We start from the raw sequence: 18,855 nt of genomic DNA, 5'->3' as shown, positions 1-18,855 counted from the left end.
TCTGTGGTGGTGACCAGGCCGGACACTACCAGAATCCAGCCCCTGCCCCGTAGCTGCTTCACGCGCCACCGCCGTCGGCTCCGCAATAGTTGTGGGAATTCCAGCCCTCAGAGCAGTAGATGCCTCCTGTTTCCGTGCACATCCCGCACCGGCTTCGACGGTGGCGCGTTCCTGCCTACGTCCTGCTGGGCGTCTACCTGCTGTACCTGCTGGCCGGCAACATCTTCCTCAATACCCCGTTGTTCGATCAGGTCACCAACCGCAAGCCGCACAAGTTCGTGATGACCACCGGCCCGGCCATCACGCTGCTGCCCGGCCATGTCATCGCCTGGAACGTGCACATGCGCGGCCACGTGAACCACACGGTCTACGCGCTGCATGCCGAGCGCGCCAGCGCCCGGTTGGCGGTGCTGCCCCTGTTCCAGCGCGAGGTGCGGGTTCCGCGCTTGCAGGCGACGGGGGTTTCCGCCGAGATCAGCCGCGTCGAAGAAGCCATCCCGCCACCGCCGCGCAGTGACCGCGGCTGGACCCTGCGTTTCGACGCCATCCACAGCGACAGCATCCGCAGCGCACGCTTTGGCAAGCTGCTGATCATCGGCAAGGGCCACGGCACGGTGGGCTTCCTCAAGCAGCTACGCGGCGGGCCTTCGGAGCTCTTCGAGTCCGAAGTTGCGTTCGCCGACGCGGACACCAGCTATGACGGTGTGCAGTTGCTGGGTGACATGAATCTCAGCGCACGCTTCAGCTATCCGCGCCACTATCGGGACCAGGCGCCTGGTCTGGCCAAGCTGAAGCTGCTGCATGCCCAGCTCGAGGTCGACGCCCGCAGCCAGGGCCTGCGCATGGACACGGATGCCACAACGCCGAAGATCTCCAGCGCGCCCATACCCGGACGCCTGCAACTGGCGCTGCACCTGATCGACGGCCAGCTGCAGCCCGGGGACCGCGCAATCTGGCAGGTGCCGCTCTACCTGGGTGACGGCGCCCCCGACCGCGGCGTGCTGGCCCTGCAGCTCAATGTGGCCAACGACCTGCGCCTGCAGGCCCGCCTGCCGCCCAAACCCGGCTCAGGCAGCGAAGTGGATGCCGAACTGCACGTCCGTGGCCGGGACATCCCCTTCCAGCAGCCTGCCCAGCTGCTGGAGCGCAGCTCTGGTACCGTGCGCGGCGAATGGACGTTCACTTCGCTCAACTGGATCCCTGCCCTGTTCGTCCGCAAGCCGTGGCTGCAGCTGGACGGAGGCGGCACGCTGAAAGCCGATCTGCGCCTGCGCAACGGCGAACTGATCGAAGGCAGCACCGTGGACATCCCGGCGGCCGCGGCCGTGGCCGAGGTCGCCGGCGTCCGCTTGGCGGGCACGGCCAGTGCCCATGGCGTATTGAAGGCCGGCAGCCCCAGCCAGGCACAGCTGGCTGTCCGACTGCCACGATTCACTGCGCAGCCAACCGATGCCAAGGGCGTGCGCCTGTTCGACGGCCGTGACCTGGCCCTGGACCTGGCCGGCGATGGCCGCCTGCAGGAGTTGCGCAAAGGGGTACGCGCGCAGCTGCGCTTCAGTGAAGCCACCATCCCTGATCTGACGGCCTACAACCGCTACCTCGGCTCGCCGCAGGTGCGGCTGCTTCAAGGCACCGGCAGCCTGAGCGGCGATGCCACGCTCGACACCGATGGACGCGTCGGTCATGGCACGGCCCGGCTGTTTGCGCGCAACGCCAGTGCCAAGGTGGCGGGACTGGAAATGGGCGGCGATATCGGCGTGAACGCGACCCTGCGCCGCGGTGACTTCGATGAACGTCATTTCGATCTCTCCGGCACCACCGTGGAGCTGCGCAATGTGCAGGTGGCCGGTACAGAGCGCCCAAGTGCATGGAAGGGCCGCGTGGCCTTCAAGCGTGGCCGCATCGATGCGCAGTCGCCCTTCCAGGTCGATGCCACCACGGATCTGGATCTCAGCGACGCCCGTCCGTTGCTTGCACTGTTCGCAGAGCGCACCGACTACCCGCGCTGGACCTTGTCGCTGCTGGATTCCGGACAGGTACAGGCACAGGCAACGCTGCGCTGGCGCCCAGGCCATCTGGTCATCGATGGACTGCAGGCCGAGAACGATCGCCTGTCGGTACGCGCGCGGCTGGATCTGCTCGACCAGCGCAAGCGCGGGGACCTGTATCTGCGCTGGGGGCTGCTGGGTGCGGGCATCGAGCTGGACGGTGACCAGCGCCAGTGGCACCTGGCCAAGGCACGCGAGTGGTTTGATCAGCGGCCTTCCCTGCTGCCAGCGAGCCAGGGGACGGGCGCCGCAGGTTCATCGGACTGAAGGCTGGCGGCCTGCATCCATTTGCGGCCTCAGTGCGTAGGCGCAAGCAAGCGCATCATGGAGCTGCACGGTATGAAGCTGAGTTCACAGGTTTTCGGGCTTCTGGGATGGATGGCGATCACCTTCATCGCGGCCACTCTGGGGGCGTGGGCGTCGGCATCCGCGGCAAGCTTCTACACCACCCTCGCCCTTCCCCCGTGGGCACCACCGGCCAGTGTCTTCGGTCCGGTGTGGACCTTGCTCTACGCCATGATGGCCATTGCCGCCTGGCTGGTCTGGCGCGAACGCGGCTGGCGTGGAGCACGACCGGCGCTGATGCTCTACCTGGTGCAGCTTGCCGTCAATGCGCTGTGGAGCTGGCTGTTCTTCGGCTGGAAGCTGGGCGCCTTGGCCTTCGCCGACATTCTTGTATTGATTGCGCTGGTATGCGCAACAACCGTCGCGTTTGCGCGCGTCCGTCCGATTGCGGCGGCGCTACTGCTTCCCTATCTGGCCTGGATCTCGTTCGCTTCAGCGCTCAACTTCGCGGTATGGCGAGCCAATCCCGGGCTGCTGTGACCTCTGCCGGTCACGCCTGGGCCGCGGCCTGCCGGTGCCAGCTCCGCAGCAGGGCCGGCTTGAAGGCCTGCTGTCCGCAGCCAGTGGGGCATCGCACCACCCGCGCCGCAGTATGGCTGACCAGGCCCCGCCCTTCCTCTGCCTTGAAGATCGTCTCGCAGGACAGGCAACGGGCCACCAGCGAGTACAGATGCAGCAACCGGCCACTGGCAGGGTCCTGCAGCGCATCCACATCCAGCAGTTCGAACTGGCAGCTGTCAGGCAGCATGCGATACGGGGGCAAGGGCACGGTCTGCAGATTCACGGGGCGGTCGCTCAGGGAAGTGGACCCACCCTAGGCAATGACCTGTCGAGCTGATGTGCAGCGCAGATGTACTCTTCGCGAAAACTGCAAGTGTTCGACCTGGTCGTTACATGAAGAATTCAGCTTGGACAGAAACACGCTTCACACGCACACACTGGTAGGCGGATGCACGATTTTGCTTCACCATTGATGGATACGGATGTATCACTGGGCTATCCAGCCATCCACGAACCATGAGCCCTGCCCTTGATGCCTTCTGCTGAATCCGCGCACGACACCGCCTCGTCCAGCTGCGCGCGCGAACCGATCCATACCCCCGGCGCGATCCAGCCGTACGGTGTGCTTCTGGTCGTTGAGCCGCAGTCCCTGCAGGTGCTCGAGCGCGCCATCAGCCATCCGGGGCTGCTGCAGCAGTTCGGCGAGCCGTTGGCGCAGCATGTCAGCAAGGTGCTTGGCGGTGCGCTGGCGCCGTTCCAGGCGTTGTTCCAGCAGGCGACGGTCGGCAGCAGCGCGCATGTCGGTGCCGTGCATCTGGATGGCCATGGCCGCCATCAACTGCTGGTGCACCGCTCCGCCACCGATCTGCTGGTCGAGCTGGAAGCGCCGGTTCCCGGCCAGCCCGGCTCGCTGGAAGAACTGTATCCGGCCATCCGCGAGCTGATGGCCGGGATCGAGTCGGCCGGCACCGTGGAAGACCTCTGCCAGCTGGCTGCCGCGCACATGCGCCGGCTGACCGGCTTTGACCGCACCCTGGTCTATCAGTTCGATGCCGGCTGGAATGGCATCGTGGTGGCCGAGGATGGCAACGGCCTGTTGCCGTCCTACCTTGACCTGCGCTTCCCCGAATCGGACATTCCTGCGCAGGCCCGCGAACTCTACCGCCGCAACCGGGTGCGCCTGATCGCGGACAACAACTACACCCCCGCGCCGTTGATGCGGGCCGACGACCATCGCGACGCACCAGCCACCGACCTGAGCCTGGCCGTGCTGCGCAGCGTCTCGCCGGTCCACCTGCAGTACATGCGCAACATGGGGACCGGCGCATCGATGTCGGTATCGCTGGTGCATGAAGGCCGCTTGTGGGGGCTGGTGTCTTGCCACACCGTGCAGCCACGGCGCCTGCCCTACCACGTGCGTACCGCCTGCGAGCTCATGGGCCAGATCCTGTCGCTGCAGATCGCGTTGAAGGAGCGGGCGCGTGCGATCGAAGAGCGCGTCGCGCGGCGCTCGATACTGGTCAAGCTGCTGGGTCGCATGGCCGGCGACGAGGACTTCATGGCGGCCCTGCGCCAGGACGAGGCCAGCCTGCTGTCGCTGACCGGCGCGGCCGGCGCGGCGATCGTTCACAAAGGCGATTGCCTGCGTGTTGGCCAGTGCCCTTCCGCCAGCGACGTGCTGGCCCTGGCGAACTGGTTGGCCGCGCAGCAGGCCGGTCAGGAAACCTACTGCACCGATCACCTGGCAGCCGACTGGTCGCCTGCCGCGCACCTGGCCGATGTGGCCAGCGGCCTGCTGGCGGTGTCCATTTCGCAGTTGCATGACAGTTATTTGATGTGGTTCCGGCCGGAAGTGGTGCGTACCGTGCGCTGGGGTGGCGATCCCCGCAAGGAAGCCGCACCGGGCGTTGCGCTGTCCCCGCGCAACTCGTTCGAGGCCTGGAAGGAGACCGTGCAGCAGCGCAGCCTGCCGTGGAGCGACGCTGACTGCGAAGCGGCACACGAAATGCGCACGGCCATCGTCGATATCGTGTTGCGCAAGGCCGAGGAAATGGCCGAACTGAACGAGCAGCTGCTCCGCAGCAACAAGGAACTGGAAGCCTTCTCCTATTCGGTCAGCCACGACTTGCGCGCTCCCTTCCGTCACATTGTCGGCTATTCCGAGCTGCTGGGCAGCTCGGCGGGCGAACGCCTGAACGATACCGAGCGCCGCTTCCTGGACACGATCGTGGAATCGGCCAAGTCCGCCGGCACGCTGGTGGATGACCTGCTCAGCTTCTCGCAGATGGGACGCTCCACGCTGGGGCGTGTGCGGCTGGACATGACCGCGCTGGCCGAGGATGTGCGCCGGAGCCTGGCCCTGGACTACACCGGCCGCGACGTGCAGTGGACGCTCGCACCGCTGCCGGAGGTTGAAGCCGATCCGACGATGCTGCGCCTGGTCTGGCAGAACCTGCTGGCCAACGCGATCAAGTTCACCCGCGAGCGCGAACATGCAGTGATCGAGGTTGGTCACGAGCGAAACGACGAGGAAGACCACTTCTTCGTGCGCGACAACGGCTGCGGCTTCGACATGCGCTACGTGGACAAGCTGTTCGGCGTGTTCCAGCGCCTGCACCACGTCGAAGAGTTCGAAGGCACCGGCATCGGCCTGGCCAATGTCCGCCGCATCATCGGCCGCCATGGCGGCCGTACCTGGGCCGAGGGCGAGCCCGGCAAGGGCGCGACCATTCACTTCACCCTACCCCGCTCCACAGGAGAACACCCATGAGGGACCTGCGGCCGATCCTCCTGGTAGAGGACAGCCCCAAGGATGCAGAGCTGACGATGGCCGCGCTTGAGCGCTGCCAGCTGTTGAACGATGTCATCCATGTACGCGACGGCGCCGAAGCGCTGGATTACCTGCGCTGCGAAGGCAAGTTCGCCGGTGCCATGCACGGCGGCCCGGTGGTCGTGCTGCTGGACCTGAAGCTGCCCAAAGTCAATGGCTTGGAGGTACTGGAGCAGGTCCGTGGCGACCCGTACCTGAGCAGCACCCCGGTTGTGATGCTGACCTCTTCGCGCGAGGAGCAGGATCTGGTGCGCAGTTACGAACTGGGCGTCAACGCATTCGTGGTCAAGCCGGTCGACTTCAAGGAGTTCTTTGACGCCATCCAAGGACTGGGCATGTTCTGGGGCATCACCAACCAGCCACCACCGCACCGGCCCAGCGGCTCGGGGCAGCACAATGCGTGATGGATCGCGCCGCAGCGAGCGCCTGCGCATCCTCATGCTGGAGGACAGCGCGCTTGATGCGGAGCTGATCACCGCACAGCTGCGGCGTGCCGGCCTGGAGTTCGAGGTCGAGCGCCTGTGGACGCGCAATGCGTTCATCGAGGCCATCGACAACCGTGCGTTCGACGTGATCCTGGCCGACCATGTGCTGCCCGGATTCGATGGCGATGCGGCCCTCGCGCTGGCGCGCGAGCGGATTCCACAGACCCCTTTCATCTTCGTCTCCGGCACGCTGACCGAAGAGCTGGCCGTACAGGCGCTGACCCGTGGCGCGCGCGATTACGTCGTCAAGCAGCGCCTGCAACGCCTGCCGGATGCGATCCGCCGCGCTCGCCAGGAAGCCCATGAACGCGCCCAGCTGATGCATGCCCAGGCGGCGCTGAACGAGAGCCAGGCGCAGCTGCAGCAGGTCACCGATGCCGTACCCGCGCTGATCGCCCAGCTCGACAACGCGCATCGCTACCGGTTCGCCAACAAGGCGTTCCTGGACTGGCATGGATTCAGCCTGGCCGAGCTGCTGGGCCGGACCGCGCGCGATGTCAGCGGCATCTCCGCTTTCGAACACGCCTTGCCCAGCCTTGAACGGGTACTGCAGGGCGAACGCACGAGCTTCCAGGTCGAGCTCGTCCATCGCAGTGGCGAGTCGCGTTTCGTACAGATGGACTGCGTGCCGGAGCATGCCGCCGATGGCAGCGTGGCCGGCTACATCTGCCTGGGCAGCGACATCTCGCTGCTGAAGCAGGCCGAGCTGGCCCTGCGTGAGGACAACCAGCTGCTCGAGCAGCAGGTGCAGGCGCGCACGGCCGAGCTGCGCGCCAGCAAGCGCCGCCTGCAGGCGATCTTCGAGTCCAGCTTCCAGCATCAGGTGCTGCTGGATCTGCGCGGATGCGTGGTCGATGCCAATGACGCTTCCTTGGCCGCTGTACTTGCAGACAAGAAGGACATTGTTGGCCAGCACTTCGCCGAATCGGTCTGGTTCGCCACCACCGAGGGCATGGGCGCAGCGATCGACCGCGCCGTCGGAGACGCAGCGCAGGGCCGCAGTTCACTGCATGCGCTGGAGCTGGAGCTTCCGACCGGCCGCCGCAGCTTCGACTTCTCGTTCCGTCCGCTGCTCGACGCCGAAGGGGCGGTCACCGCCGTTGTCTCCGAGGCCGTCGAAACCACCGCACGCCTGCAGGCCGAGCACGCGCTGCGCCAGTCACAGAAGATCGAGGCGGTCGGTCAGCTCACCGGCGGCATCGCGCATGATTTCAACAACATCCTGACCGTCATTTCCGGCAATGTCGAGCACGCCATGCTGCTCAGTGAAAGGGCTGGCGAGGCCGGTGCGCTGGTGGGCCGTGCGCTGGACAATGCGCTGAAGGGGGTGGGCCGTGCCGCCAGCCTGACCCAGCGCCTGCTGGCGTTTGCCCGCCGCCAGCCGCTGCGCAGCCAGGCCGCTGACCTCAATGTCCGCCTGCTGGACATGCACGACATGCTGCAGCGTGCACTGGGTGAACTGGTGCAGCTGGAGATCCGCAGCGCGGAGGACATCTGGTGCGTGGAGATCGACATCAGCCAACTGGAGGCCTCCGTACTGAACCTGGCGGTCAACGCCCGCGATGCGATGCCGCATGGCGGGCGGCTGGTGATTGAAGTCGACAACAGCCATCTGGACCACGACTATGCCGCGCTGTTCCCGGATGCAACGCCGGGCGAGTACGTGATGCTGCGGGTGCGCGACAACGGCCACGGCATGGATGCGGCGACGCTCGCCCGGGTCTTCGAACCCTTCTTCACCACCAAGCAGGTTGGCCGTGGCACCGGCCTGGGCCTGTCGATGGTGCACGGGTTCGTCAAGCAGTCAGGCGGCCACGTGCTGATCGATTCGGTGGAAGGCGGCGGCACCAGCATCACCATGATGTTCCCGCGTTCACTGCTGCCGTTGCCCAGCGAGGCGCGCACTCCGCAGACCGGCCTGGCAGGCTATTCGCCGCGCGAGGAAACCATCCTGGTGACCGAGGACAACGACGATGTCCGCGCCCACACGGTGGATGCACTGCGGCTGCTGGGCTACCGGGTATTGGAAGCCCACGACGGCCCTTCCGCACTGCGGCTGCTGGAACGCCCGGATACCAGGGTGGACCTGCTGTTCTCGGACGTGGTGATGCCCGGCATGTCGGGATGGGAGCTGGTGCGGGAAGTCCGTGAACGCTGGCCGGAGGTCGCCGTGCTGTTCACGTCGGGCTATCCCCGTGACCACGACCAGGTGGGCAGCCAAGGGCGGGCCGTTGCGCTGCTGCCAAAGCCGTTCACCCGAAGCGATCTGGCGGCGGCCGTGCGCACCGCGCTGGAGGCAGCGCCACACTGAGGTCAGGACGCCGGATCGCGCCCGCCGGCCGCGATCCGGTTGATGTCCGCGCACTCCACCGTCGCCGGTGGATGCTCCCTGACGGCCAAGGCAATCATCGCTTGGCCCAGTGCCAAGTTGCTCGTCACCAACGAAGGTGCAACCGCACCGGCCAGTTTCATCAATGGCGCACCGCCCCAGTAAAGGGGCTTCAACAGGGCATGACGGGTGCCGGTGCCCGGGACCGGCCTGACACCGCCCGGGCGCAGCATCACGGTGCGCACCGGCAGGCTCTGCAATGCGACTTCGGTCTCGCCCTTGATCCTCAACGGCATCAGCCGGCTCCGAGGGTCCGCGCCGGCACCGGATACATACAGAAAGCACCCTTCGGGATTCGCAGCCGCCCAGGCAAGGGCCACCGCCAGAGTGCTGTCCAGGGTCACGCGTCGGTACTCGGCCTCTGCCGTTCCAACCGGTGGCGCCCCGGCACAGTAGAAGCAGGCATCGAACCCGGCCAGTTCATCCGACCGGTCCTGGATACGCAGGAAGTCCGGAACGATCAGTTCGCTGCCGGCGCCGCTCAGACTTCCCGGATGGCGGACCAGCGCTGTCAGGCCGGACACCTGTGGTGAGCGTTGGCAGGCCAGCGCCACACCTTGCCCGACCAGGCCTGCGGCACCGGTCAACAGAATCCGTAATGCGCCCGTCCCGGCCATCGTCATCCCCGCTAGAGTTTCACGAAACGCTGGATCTTCCGCGCCAGCCAGCCACTGAACACCAGCGGCGCATCCAGCGCTGACACGCAGATGCAGGGGACACCGGGCGCGGTCACCGGTTGATGCTCCACGTCTTCGTCCAGATCTGCCACGTCACCCGGTGCGAACAACCCCAGCGCGTCATTGTACGAACCCCGCAGGATCTGGGTCAGTTCGCTGCGGCCATGGCTGTGCATGGGCAGGCACTTGCCCGGGGCAATCTTCAGCATGATCAGCGAGGGCATCTGCTCGGCACGGATGCAATGCACGCCGGGCGCCATCCAGCGCCAACGCAGCTCGCTGAGCGATGCGCCGAAGTACGGGTGCAGTGATGCAGGAAGGTGGTCGGGGTCGGCCTCTGGCCGCTCCCTCGGCACAGGGCGCCTGGTTCCGGCGATGGCGCTCGGCGCCTCCGAGGCCAGCTGCATCTGCATGGCCTCGCGCAACTGCTCGCGACGCCCGTCGGCAGCGGGCGGTTGGGTCTGCTCCAGCAACACCGAGCCGATTGCCTCGGCATCGCGCAGGCGCTGGCGGCAGTGGGGGCACTGCTCGAGGTGGGCACCGGCCACGATGCTCAACGGCGCCGGCAGCGCGCCGGCGGCATAGCTCATCAGCGTGGATTCGTGCAGGTGGTGGTGCGGATTCACAGCGCACCTCCCACTTTGGCCTGCAGTTGCAGGAACGCACGTCGCAGGTGTGACTTTACCGTCCCCAGCGGCATGCCCAGCGCCTGGGCAATCTCACTGTGGCTCTTCGCCTCGAAATAGGACATCCGCACCAGCCTCGCCTGCACGGCGGGCAGCTCGTTGATGCGCTGGCGAAGGCGCGCCTGGTCGGCGAACTGCTCGGCACTGCTGCGCTCGATCACGTCCACGGCCGCGGCGTCTTCCACCGCTGCCTGCACCTGCATCCAGCTTCGCTCGCGACGGATGCGATCGATATGCAGGTTCCGCGCAATCCGGTACAGCCACGTACTCAGCGCGCCCTGGGCCGCATCGTAGTCGGCCGCCCGCAACCACAGGCGCAGCAGGCACTCCTGCGCCATTTCCTCGGCCACGGCGTCGGGTGCCCCCAGGCCACGCAGATACACGCACAGCCGCGGCATGAAGTAGTCATAGATCCGCATGAAGCAGTCGCGGTCGCGCAGCCGCGCCACACTGTCCATGTCATCGGCCCAGTTCGTCGGCTCGCTGCTCGGCTGCTGGGAACTGGACACGGTGCGTGCGGTATCGAAGTTGAGGAGGGTGCTGGCGGCGTCAGGGTACATCTGCGTGAGCGGCGGGCAGGTGAAGGTCTGTCCTCTCTACGCGCAGGGGTGGCCATTGGATGCAGCAGGCACTGCGCATCCAAGCAGCCACGGCCACCGTATGACCTGAGCCTCCCTACCGGACGAATACCATGCGCACTGCCTGGCTGCTGCTATGCCTGCCCCATGCCGCGCTGGCGGCGCCCTGGCTGCGCAACGAGGGCGTGGCCACCTCGGCGCAGGGCGACCTGCTCTATCGTGAAGTGCACTGGCGGCGCGGCCCATCGGAGGGTGCCGAACGCTGGGTGCTCTATCAGTGCCCTGATGGCCGCCCCTTCGCCCGCAAGCATCTGCCGGCCAGCGCGCGCCCGCAGGCCCGGGGTTATTCGCTGCAGGACAGCCGTAGCGGGCAAACCGCTGAAGTCGACGCCAGTGGCGAATCGGTGTCCATCGCCTGGAAAGAAGATGCCGCCAGCGAGCTGCGTCAGCGTCGGCTTGAGCTGGCGCCGGATGCGGTGATCGACACGGGCTTCGACGCCGCGGTGCGTCAGCATTGGCCAGCGCTGATGCGAGGTGAACGCATCAGCCTGCCCTTCCTGGTGCCGGGGCGGCAGCGCTTCTTCCCGGTGCAGGTGCGGCGCACCAAACCTGTTCGGTGGCAGGGCATCGACGCCCAGGCCATCGAGGCCAGTCTGGACACCTGGTACGGCGGCATCGCACCGCGCCTGTCGCTGGTCTATGCCAGCGCCGACCGCCGCCTGCTGGAGTTCCGCGGCACCAGCAACCTGCGCGATGCCCGCGGCACCTACCCACAGGTCACGGTGCGCTTCAGCTCGCCGGTTGCCGAGCGGTCCGCCAGCGAATGGCAACAGGCCTGGACGCAACCCCTGGTGGGGCGCTGCAGCGTGATGCCCAAGTGAAGCCGAAATTCTCCACAGCCGGCCGCATCCATTGCGCGCACTGCTGCGTAGAGGAAGACACGACACCCGCCGAGATCCGCCATGGCCTCTGTAGCGCCCCTCCCCCGCCGACCTTGGCGCCTGCTGCGCACCCTGAAGCGCTGGGTCGACACCGGCAGCGCTGCAGACCACGCCGCTGGCGAGCCCGGACGCATCGACTGGCTGCGCGCCGTACCGTTCGCGTTGATGCACCTGGCTTGCATCGCGGTGATCTGGGTAGGTATCTCGTGGACCGCAGTGATCGTCGCCGCAGCCCTCTACGCAGTGCGCATGTTTGCGATCACCGCCTTTTACCACCGCTACTTCTCGCACCGGACGTTCCAGGCATCGCGAACGGTGCAGTTCGTGTTCGCGGTGATCGGCGCGTCCAGCGTGCAACGTGGGCCGCTGTGGTGGGCCGCCCACCATCGCCATCACCATCGGCATGCCGACCAACCGCTGGACCCGCACTCGCCGCGCGAAGGCGGCTTCTGGCGCAGCCACATGGGCTGGTTCCTGACCCGTGAGGCATTCGCCACGGATCTATCGCGCGTGCCTGACCTGGCGCGCTTCCCCGAGCTGCGCTGGCTGGACCGCTTTGATACGGCGGTACCGGTACTGCTGGCTGCTGCACTGTACGCACTCGGCGCCGGCCTGGAGCGCTGGGCGCCCGGGCTGCACACCTCTGGCCCGCAGTTGCTGGTGTGGGGCTTCTTCATTTCCACCGTGGTGTTGTTCCACGCCACCGTCACCATCAACTCACTCGCCCATCGTTTTGGCCGGCGGCGCTTCGAGACCCGTGACGACAGCCGCAACAACCTCTGGCTGGCGCTGCTTACCTTCGGCGAAGGCTGGCACAACAACCACCATTTCTTTCCTGGCACCGTCCGCCAGGGGTTCCGCTGGTGGGAGATCGACCTGACCTGGTACGGGCTGCGCGCAATGGCGGCCTTCGGCCTGGTGAGGGGGCTCAAGCCCATCCCCGAGTGGGTACTGGCCAAGGCGAGGTACTGACATGCGCATCGCGATCATCGGCTCCGGCATCGCTGGCCTGGCCAGCGCCTGGTGGCTGGACGGCGAACACGAAGTGACGCTGTTCGAGGCCAACGATTACCTGGGCGGGCATACCCACACCCATGACGTGCAGGTGGACGGCACGCGCATGGCGGTGGATACCGGTTTCATCGTCTTCAACCCCCTGCACTACCCGCTGCTGACGGCACTATTTGAAGAACTGGGCGTGGCCTCGCAGCCGACCACCATGAGCTTCTCAATGCACAGCGAGCGCAGTGGCGTCGAGTACAACGCCACGTCGCTGGATGGCCTGTTCTGCCAGCGTCGCAACCTGGTTTCGCCACGCTTCTGGGGAATGCTGGCCGACCTGCGCCGGTTCTACCGGGATGCACCGCTGCTGCTTGCCGAAGGCGAAGGCCCGACACTGGGCCAGTACCTGCACAGCCAGCGCTACGGTGCTGCGTTCATCGACGAGCACCTGCTGCCGATGGCTTCAGCGCTGTGGTCGTCACCGACCGACACGGTCATGCAGTTCCCGGCCCGCTACCTGGCCCAGTTCATGGCCAACCACCAGATGCTGCAGATGACCGGGCGCGCACCTTGGCGGGTAGTCAGCGGTGGCTCGGCACGCTATGTCGATGCCCTGCGTGCCCGCTGGCGGGTACGCGAGCGGCTGGAATGTCCGGTCCATTCGGTCGAGCGCATGCCGTGGGGCGCGCGCGTGCACAGCGCGGCCGGCGTGGAGGGCTTTGACGAGGTCATCCTGGCGTGCCACAGCGACCAGGCGCTGGCCCTGCTGCGTGACGCCGATCCGGTCGAACGCGACGTGCTCGGCGCCATCCGCTACCAGGCCAACGAAGCAGTACTGCATACCGACGCATCGCTGCTGCCGCGCAACCGCAAGGCATGGGCCGCATGGAATGCACACGTTCCCAAGGAGCCAGGCGCGCCCTGTACGGTAAGCTATTGCATGAACCTTCTGCAGGGCCTGCCCGGTGACACCCCGCTGGTCGTGACCCTCAACCGCAGCGAGGCGATCGATCCGGCCAAGGTGCTGCGCAGGCTGCACTATGCCCATCCGGTCCACGACCACGCAGCGGTACGCGCGCAACAGCGCTGGGCTGAGCTGCAGGGCCGCCGCCGCACCTGGTTCGCGGGCGCGTACTGGGGCTGGGGTTTCCACGAAGACGGCATCCGCAGCGCCCGCCGCGTGGTGGACGCGATGCGCGAGTGCACCCCGCACCGCGACACCATCGCACCCGGCGAGGTGGCAGCGTGAGTGCCAGCGCACTCTACTTCGGGCAGGTGATGCACCGACGGCATCATCCGCAGCCCCACGCGTTCCGCTATCCGATCGCGCAGCTGCTGCTCGATCTGGACGAGCTGGAGACCGTGTTCGCCGGGCGCTGGCTGTGGTCGGTCAATCGCCGCAACCTGGCCGAGTTCCGCCGCAGTGACTACTTCGGCAACCCTGCGCAACCACTGCCCGATGCGGTGCGCGACCATGCCGCGGCTACCCTGGGTTATCGGCCCACCGGCCCGGTGCGCCTGCTCACCCATCTTCGCTTCGCCGGGCACGTATTCAATCCGGTCAGCTTCTACTACTGCTACCGGGCCGATGGCAACACCTTGGACTGCATCGTCGCCGAGATCACCAATACCCCGTGGAAGGAGCGGCACGCCTATGTGCTGCCGGTAGCTGCGGCCACCGGCGACGGGGCATCACTGCGCTGGACATTCGACAAATCCTTTCACGTCTCACCCTTCATGCCGATGGACTGCCGCTACGACTGGCGGTTCAACGCACCTGGTGATGATCTTCGCGTGCACATGCAGGTCTGGCGCGACGGCGTTCGGCAGTTCGACGCCACCCAGTCCATGCAGCGAAGGGTGCTGGACGGCCCTGGGCTGGCCCGGGTACTGGCCTGCTACCCCCTGATGACCACGCAGGTGGTGGCCGCCATCCACTGGCACGCGCTGCGGCTGTGGCTGAAGCGCAACCCCGTGCACGACCACCCTGCTCTTGCCGAGAAACCACGATGAATTCGATGACTCCCCTGGTCGCCTTGCCACGTCCCGGCGCCCTGGATGCATTCCTGCGCCGCCGCCTGCTGGCCCAGCTTGCCCCCATGCGCGACGGCCGCCTGTGCGTGCGTGATGCACTCGGCGAAGTCTGGCTGGGCGATGCGAATGGCGAACTGCATGTCACCGTCACCATCGATGACCCAGCGTTCTACCGCAAGGTTGCAGCGCAAGGCAGTGTGGGTGCAGGTGAAAGCTACATACAGGGCGAATGGCACTGCGATGACCTGGTGGCGCTGATTCGGCTGCTGGTACGCAATCGCGACCTGCTCGACGGCATGGAGCGTGGCCCGGCCCGCCTGGGCGGCTGGCTGTTGCGGGGCTGGAACCGCCTGCGCCGCAACAGCCGCGAGGGCAGCCGCCGCAACATAGCCGCGCACTATGACCTGGGCAACGACTTCTTTGCCCTGTTCCTGTCGCCGGACCTGATGTATTCCTCAGCCCTGTTCGACAAAGAAGACGAGTCGCTGGAATCCGCCTCCCGGCGCAAGCTGGACCGCATCTGCCAGCAGCTGAAGCTCAAACCGGGCGACCGCGTGGTGGAGATCGGCACCGGCTGGGGTGGTTTTGCGCTGCACGCCGCGCAGCACTACGGCTGCCACGTCACCACCACCACCATCTCCGCAGAACAGCATGCGCTGGCGGCAGAGCGCGTGCGCGCCGCAGGCCTGCAAGGCCAGGTCACGCTGCTGATGCAGGACTACCGCGACCTGCAGGGCCAGTTCGACAAGCTGGTGTCGATCGAGATGATCGAGGCCATCGGCGCCGAATACCTGGACACCTACATGGCGACGTTGCAGCGCCTGTTGAAGCCTGATGGCGTTGCCCTGCTGCAGGCCATCACCATCGAGGACCATCGCTACGAGCAGGCCCGGCGCAGCGTCGACTACATCAAGCGCTACGTGTTCCCCGGCAGCTTCATTCCGTCGATCAACGCGATCATGGCCGCCAAAACGCGGTCCAGCGACCTGCAGCTGATCGCCCAGCAGGACTTCGGCCACTCCTACGCGCTGACCCTGCGCGCCTGGCGCCAGCGCTTCCTCGTCCGGTTGCCCGACGTGCAGGCGCAGGGCTTCGATACGCGCTTCTGCCGCCTGTGGGAGTTCTACCTGGCCTATTGCGAGGGCGGCTTCCTGGAGCGCTCGATCGGGGTCTCCCATCTGCTGATGGCGCGCCCGGGGCATCGCCCGGGCGCCTCATCGGGCCAAGGCAGTTGAGATGCGCCGGTTCTGGGCCAATCTGCTTGGCAACCAGCTGGTCTGGCTGTGCGCCGTGGCCGGCGCCGGGCGCGGCTGGCAGTGGCCGGCGTTGCTGGCAGCCTCTCTCTACATCGGCAGCCAGCTGCTGACGTCGCCGCAACCACGGCTGGACCTTCGGTTGATGGTGCTGGCGCTGGCCTGCGCCTGGCTGGTCGATGCCAGCGCCGCTGCGACCGGCACCGTTCGTTACGCCGCCGCCCCGCTCGCCTGGGCGCCTCCGCCGTGGATCATGGCGCTGTGGGCCGCGTTCGCGATGACGCTGACGACCTCGATGCGCTTCCTGCTGCGCCACCGTGCCCTGCCGGCGCTGTTCGGCCTGCTGCTGGCACCGCTGGCCTATCTGTCCGCGGCACGTGGCTTTGATGCAGTGCGGTTCGCTGTGCCGGCATGGCAGGGCCTGCTGGTACTGGGTGCGGGCTGGTGCATCGCGCTTTCACTGCTGTGCCACTGCGCCCGTCGCGGCTCACGAGCCAGCTCGCCGCCCCTGGCTGGAGTTCCTTCATGAATCATCTCCTGTGGGTCCTCCTGTACACCTTGCTGATGATGAGTTGGGGCTGGGCCTGGCAGCGCCGCCACCAGAACATCGGCGTGGTCGATGTGCTCTGGGCCAAGGGCGTCGGTGCATCGGCCCTGTTGCTGGCGCTGCTCGGCGACGGCGCGACGATGCCGCGGATCGCGCTGGGCGTGCTCGGCGGCCTGTGGGGCAGCCGTTTGGCCCTGCACCTCTGGCACCGGGTCCGTAGCGAACCGGAAGACGGGCGTTACCGCTATCTGCGCGAACACTGGCAGGGTCACCAGGGCAAGATCTTTGGCTTCTTCATGGCGCAGGCATTGCTGGTGGTGCTGTTTGCCCTGCCCTTTGTCGCAGTGGCTGCCAACCCGAGCAGCCGCATGACGTGGTGGGCCGTGGCCGCCGCGCTGGTGTGGCTGCTGAGCGTCGGCGGCGAAGCACTGGCCGACCGGCAGCTGGCCCGGTTCCGCGCCGACCCGGCAAACAAGGGCCGCACCTGCCGCGAAGGGCTCTGGCGCTATTCCCGCCACCCCAACTACTTCTTCGAGTGGCTGCACTGGTTCACTTATGTGCTGCTCGCCGTCGGTTCGCCACTGTGGTGGCTGGCGTGGGCCGGCCCATTGCTGATGTACGTGTTCCTGCGCTACCTCAGCGGCATCCCATTCACCGAGAAACAGGCGCTGCGCAGCCGCGGCGACGACTATCGCGCCTACCAGCGCAGTACACCGATGTTCTTTCCCTGGTTTCCCCGTTCTTCCAAGGAGCATTCCGCATGAGCGCGATCCCGTCACTGAACCCAGCCGAAGATGCGGAAACCGGGCTGATCGCCTGGGCCGAACGCGGGCTGGTCCCCGATGCGGCGCTGCGTGCGGGCATCCGCCGCTTGTGCGCGCAACGCCTGCATGAGGAAAGCGAGGGTGGCATCGAAGGCCAGTCGGCGCGCTTCAGCCGGCGCATCGCCGAGCTGGCCGACAGCCCACTCGCATTGCACACCGACGCAGCCAACCGACAGCACTATGAAGTGCCAGCTGCCTTTTTCCAGGCCTGCCTGGGCAAGCGACTGAAGTACAGCAGCTGCTACTACCCCACCGGGCGCGAAACGCTGGACCAGGCCGAGGACGCGATGCTGGAACTGTACGGCCAGCGCGCAGGCCTGGCCGATGGCCAGCAGATTCTCGAACTGGGATGCGGCTGGGGCTCACTGACCCTGTGGATGGCAGAACGCTACCCGCAGGCCAGCATCACCGCCGTTTCCAATTCGCACAGCCAACGCCAGCACATCATGGCGCAGTGTGAAGCCAGGGGGCTGCACAACGTCGAGGTGATCACCCGCGATGTCAACCAGCTTGAGCTGCCTGCGGCACGCTTCGACCGCTGCGTGTCGGTGGAGATGTTCGAGCACGTACGCAACTACGAGCGTCTGCTGGCAGGCATCGCACGATGGCTGAAGCCGGAGGGTGCACTGTTCGTGCACATCTTCGCCCATCGCACATTGATGTATCCGTTCGAGACAGACGGCGGCGACAACTGGATGGGGCGGCACTTCTTCACCGGCGGGCTGATGCCGGCAGCTGACACCCTGCTGCACTTCCAGCGCGACCTGCGGCTCGACCAGCGCTGGCTGCTGGACGGCACCCACTACCAGCGCACCGCCGACCACTGGCTGGCCAACCAGGATGCGGCCCGCCAGCAGGTGATGCCGGTGTTGATCGCAACCTATGGCCAGGCTGCAGCGAAGGTCTGGTGGCAGCGCTGGCGGATGTTCTGGATGGCCTGTGCCGAGTTGTTTGGCTATGACGACGGCCAGCAGTGGCTGGTGGCCCACTATCTGTTCCGACCCCGCTGAGGTGCAACATGCGCATGTTCTCGCTGCTTCCCCTGATCGCGGTCGGCCTGTTCGGTTCCGGCTGCAGTTCCAGCGACACCCGCCCGCTGCCGCGCCCGCCATCCGTGGATGTGCCGCGCTTCATGGGCGATTGGTATGTGATCGCGCATATCCCGTCGCGCCCCGAACGCGAGGCCTTCGACGCGGTGGAGAGTTACGCACTTCGTCCCGACGGGCGCATCCAGACCACCTTCACCTACCGCAAGGGCAGCTTCGATGCGCCGCAGAAGTCGATGCATCCCATCGGTCGTGTGGAGAAGGAAGGCAATGGCGCGATCTGGGGCATGCAGTTCATCTGGCCAATCCAGGCCGAATACGTGATTGCCTGGCTCGACGAGAGCTACCGCCAGACCATCGTGGCGCGCAGCAAGCGCGACTACGTCTGGTACATGGCCCGCACACCACAGGTGTCCGAGCATGACTATGAGCAGGCGGTCGCACGGATTGCGGCCATGGGTTATGACACCCGCAAGCTCAGACGCGTGCCGCAGTCGGTCCGATGACACGCCACGACCCTTTGCGCTGGGCGGCATCGCCCGCCAACTTCTGAAGGGCCTGGATTCGGGCGTGGCGATCCATTACATCAATTAACACCCCTGGATTGATGGTTCGCGCACATTGACTCTTAGGAATAATCGCAAAAATCCAGCAAATTCGGTGCCCGGC

At 66.4% G+C, this 18,855-nt stretch carries 18 protein-coding genes; 14 read left to right on the top strand and 4 right to left on the bottom strand.

Annotated features, from left to right (window positions below; translation table 11 throughout):
* Positions 1–119 precede the first annotated feature (119 nt).
* Positions 120–2,315, top strand: a complete 2,196-nt coding sequence (locus tag AC5P8C_RS00390) for a hypothetical protein (protein WP_233652846.1) — start codon at positions 120–122, stop codon at positions 2,313–2,315.
* Positions 2,316–2,387: 72 nt separating this feature from the next.
* Positions 2,388–2,873 (top strand): TspO/MBR family protein, encoded by a 486-nt coding sequence (locus AC5P8C_RS00385; RefSeq protein WP_495218380.1) that lies wholly within the window; start codon positions 2,388–2,390, stop codon positions 2,871–2,873.
* 10 nt (positions 2,874–2,883) lie between these two features.
* Here the strand turns inward: AC5P8C_RS00385 and AC5P8C_RS00380 are convergent, their stop codons facing one another.
* The gene (locus AC5P8C_RS00380; RefSeq protein WP_495218188.1) at positions 2,884–3,177 is read right to left on the bottom strand and encodes a hypothetical protein; all 294 of its coding nucleotides are present in this window, start codon (positions 3,175–3,177) and stop codon (positions 2,884–2,886) included.
* 249 nt (positions 3,178–3,426) lie between these two features.
* On the opposite strand from AC5P8C_RS00380, the gene AC5P8C_RS00375 reads away from it, so the two are divergent.
* From AC5P8C_RS00375 to AC5P8C_RS00365, 3 genes are read left to right on the top strand one after another with little or no spacing between them, the layout of a single operon-like run.
* Positions 3,427–5,664 (top strand): ATP-binding protein, encoded by a 2,238-nt coding sequence (locus AC5P8C_RS00375; protein WP_019659677.1) that lies wholly within the window; start codon positions 3,427–3,429, stop codon positions 5,662–5,664.
* A complete protein-coding gene (locus AC5P8C_RS00370; protein WP_019659676.1) occupies positions 5,661–6,128 on the top strand; it encodes a response regulator in 468 nt (155 codons plus the stop codon). Before AC5P8C_RS00375 ends, AC5P8C_RS00370 begins: the two co-directional genes overlap by 4 nt.
* A complete protein-coding gene (locus AC5P8C_RS00365) occupies positions 6,121–8,520 on the top strand; it encodes a hybrid sensor histidine kinase/response regulator (RefSeq protein ID WP_019659675.1) in 2,400 nt (799 codons plus the stop codon). Before AC5P8C_RS00370 ends, AC5P8C_RS00365 begins: the two co-directional genes overlap by 8 nt.
* A gap of 2 nt (positions 8,521–8,522) precedes the next feature.
* Here AC5P8C_RS00365 and AC5P8C_RS00360 read toward each other — a convergent pair whose 3' ends face one another.
* Genes AC5P8C_RS00360 through AC5P8C_RS00350 form a run of 3 tightly spaced genes read right to left on the bottom strand, consistent with a single transcriptional unit; the run spans position 8,523 to position 10,521 of the window.
* The gene (locus AC5P8C_RS00360; RefSeq protein WP_495218379.1) at positions 8,523–9,215 is read right to left on the bottom strand and encodes a Rossmann-fold NAD(P)-binding domain-containing protein; all 693 of its coding nucleotides are present in this window, start codon (positions 9,213–9,215) and stop codon (positions 8,523–8,525) included.
* A gap of 11 nt (positions 9,216–9,226) precedes the next feature.
* Positions 9,227–9,901 carry a ChrR family anti-sigma-E factor gene (locus tag AC5P8C_RS00355; protein WP_019659673.1) on the bottom strand — a complete coding sequence of 225 codons (675 nt, stop codon included), beginning with the start codon at positions 9,899–9,901 and terminating at the stop codon, positions 9,227–9,229.
* The gene (locus AC5P8C_RS00350; protein WP_495218186.1) at positions 9,898–10,521 is read right to left on the bottom strand and encodes a sigma-70 family RNA polymerase sigma factor; all 624 of its coding nucleotides are present in this window, start codon (positions 10,519–10,521) and stop codon (positions 9,898–9,900) included. The genes AC5P8C_RS00355 and AC5P8C_RS00350 overlap by 4 nt, the downstream gene beginning before the upstream one ends.
* 131 nt (positions 10,522–10,652) lie before the next feature.
* Between AC5P8C_RS00350 and AC5P8C_RS00345 the strand changes: the two genes are divergently transcribed.
* The 9 genes from AC5P8C_RS00345 to AC5P8C_RS00305 all read left to right on the top strand — a co-directional run bounded on the left by AC5P8C_RS00345 (position 10,653) and on the right by AC5P8C_RS00305 (position 18,692).
* Entirely contained in the window at positions 10,653–11,420 is a 768-nt protein-coding gene (locus tag AC5P8C_RS00345; RefSeq protein ID WP_010485787.1) for a hypothetical protein, read from the top strand.
* A gap of 81 nt (positions 11,421–11,501) precedes the next feature.
* On the top strand, positions 11,502–12,452 hold the full coding sequence (locus AC5P8C_RS00340) for an acyl-CoA desaturase (RefSeq protein ID WP_010485789.1): 951 nt from the start codon (positions 11,502–11,504) through the stop codon (positions 12,450–12,452).
* Between the two features lies 1 nt (position 12,453).
* Positions 12,454–13,731 carry an NAD(P)/FAD-dependent oxidoreductase gene (locus AC5P8C_RS00335; RefSeq protein WP_010485790.1) on the top strand — a complete coding sequence of 426 codons (1,278 nt, stop codon included), beginning with the start codon at positions 12,454–12,456 and terminating at the stop codon, positions 13,729–13,731.
* Positions 13,728–14,495: a DUF1365 domain-containing protein gene (locus tag AC5P8C_RS00330; protein ID WP_495218185.1), complete on the top strand. Its 768-nt coding sequence runs from the start codon at positions 13,728–13,730 to the stop codon at positions 14,493–14,495. The genes AC5P8C_RS00335 and AC5P8C_RS00330 overlap by 4 nt, the downstream gene beginning before the upstream one ends.
* The gene (locus tag AC5P8C_RS00325; RefSeq protein ID WP_071306131.1) at positions 14,492–15,751 is read left to right on the top strand and encodes an SAM-dependent methyltransferase; all 1,260 of its coding nucleotides are present in this window, start codon (positions 14,492–14,494) and stop codon (positions 15,749–15,751) included. The genes AC5P8C_RS00330 and AC5P8C_RS00325 overlap by 4 nt, the downstream gene beginning before the upstream one ends.
* A gap of 1 nt (position 15,752) precedes the next feature.
* Positions 15,753–16,298 (top strand): DUF2878 domain-containing protein, encoded by a 546-nt coding sequence (locus AC5P8C_RS00320; protein WP_019659667.1) that lies wholly within the window; start codon positions 15,753–15,755, stop codon positions 16,296–16,298.
* A complete protein-coding gene (locus tag AC5P8C_RS00315) occupies positions 16,295–17,080 on the top strand; it encodes a DUF1295 domain-containing protein (protein WP_071306132.1) in 786 nt (261 codons plus the stop codon). Before AC5P8C_RS00320 ends, AC5P8C_RS00315 begins: the two co-directional genes overlap by 4 nt.
* A complete protein-coding gene (locus AC5P8C_RS00310; RefSeq protein ID WP_071306133.1) occupies positions 17,077–18,150 on the top strand; it encodes an SAM-dependent methyltransferase in 1,074 nt (357 codons plus the stop codon). Before AC5P8C_RS00315 ends, AC5P8C_RS00310 begins: the two co-directional genes overlap by 4 nt.
* An 8-nt stretch (positions 18,151–18,158) precedes the next feature.
* Positions 18,159–18,692: a lipocalin family protein gene (locus AC5P8C_RS00305; protein ID WP_019659664.1), complete on the top strand. Its 534-nt coding sequence runs from the start codon at positions 18,159–18,161 to the stop codon at positions 18,690–18,692.
* Positions 18,693–18,855: the final 163 nt, after the last annotated feature.

The sequence above is a fragment of the Stenotrophomonas sp. YJH_SMC_46 genome (assembly GCF_059370315.1).
The sequence above is the reverse complement of the archived record's forward strand: the minus strand, read 5'-3'. Positions and strand labels throughout refer to the sequence as shown.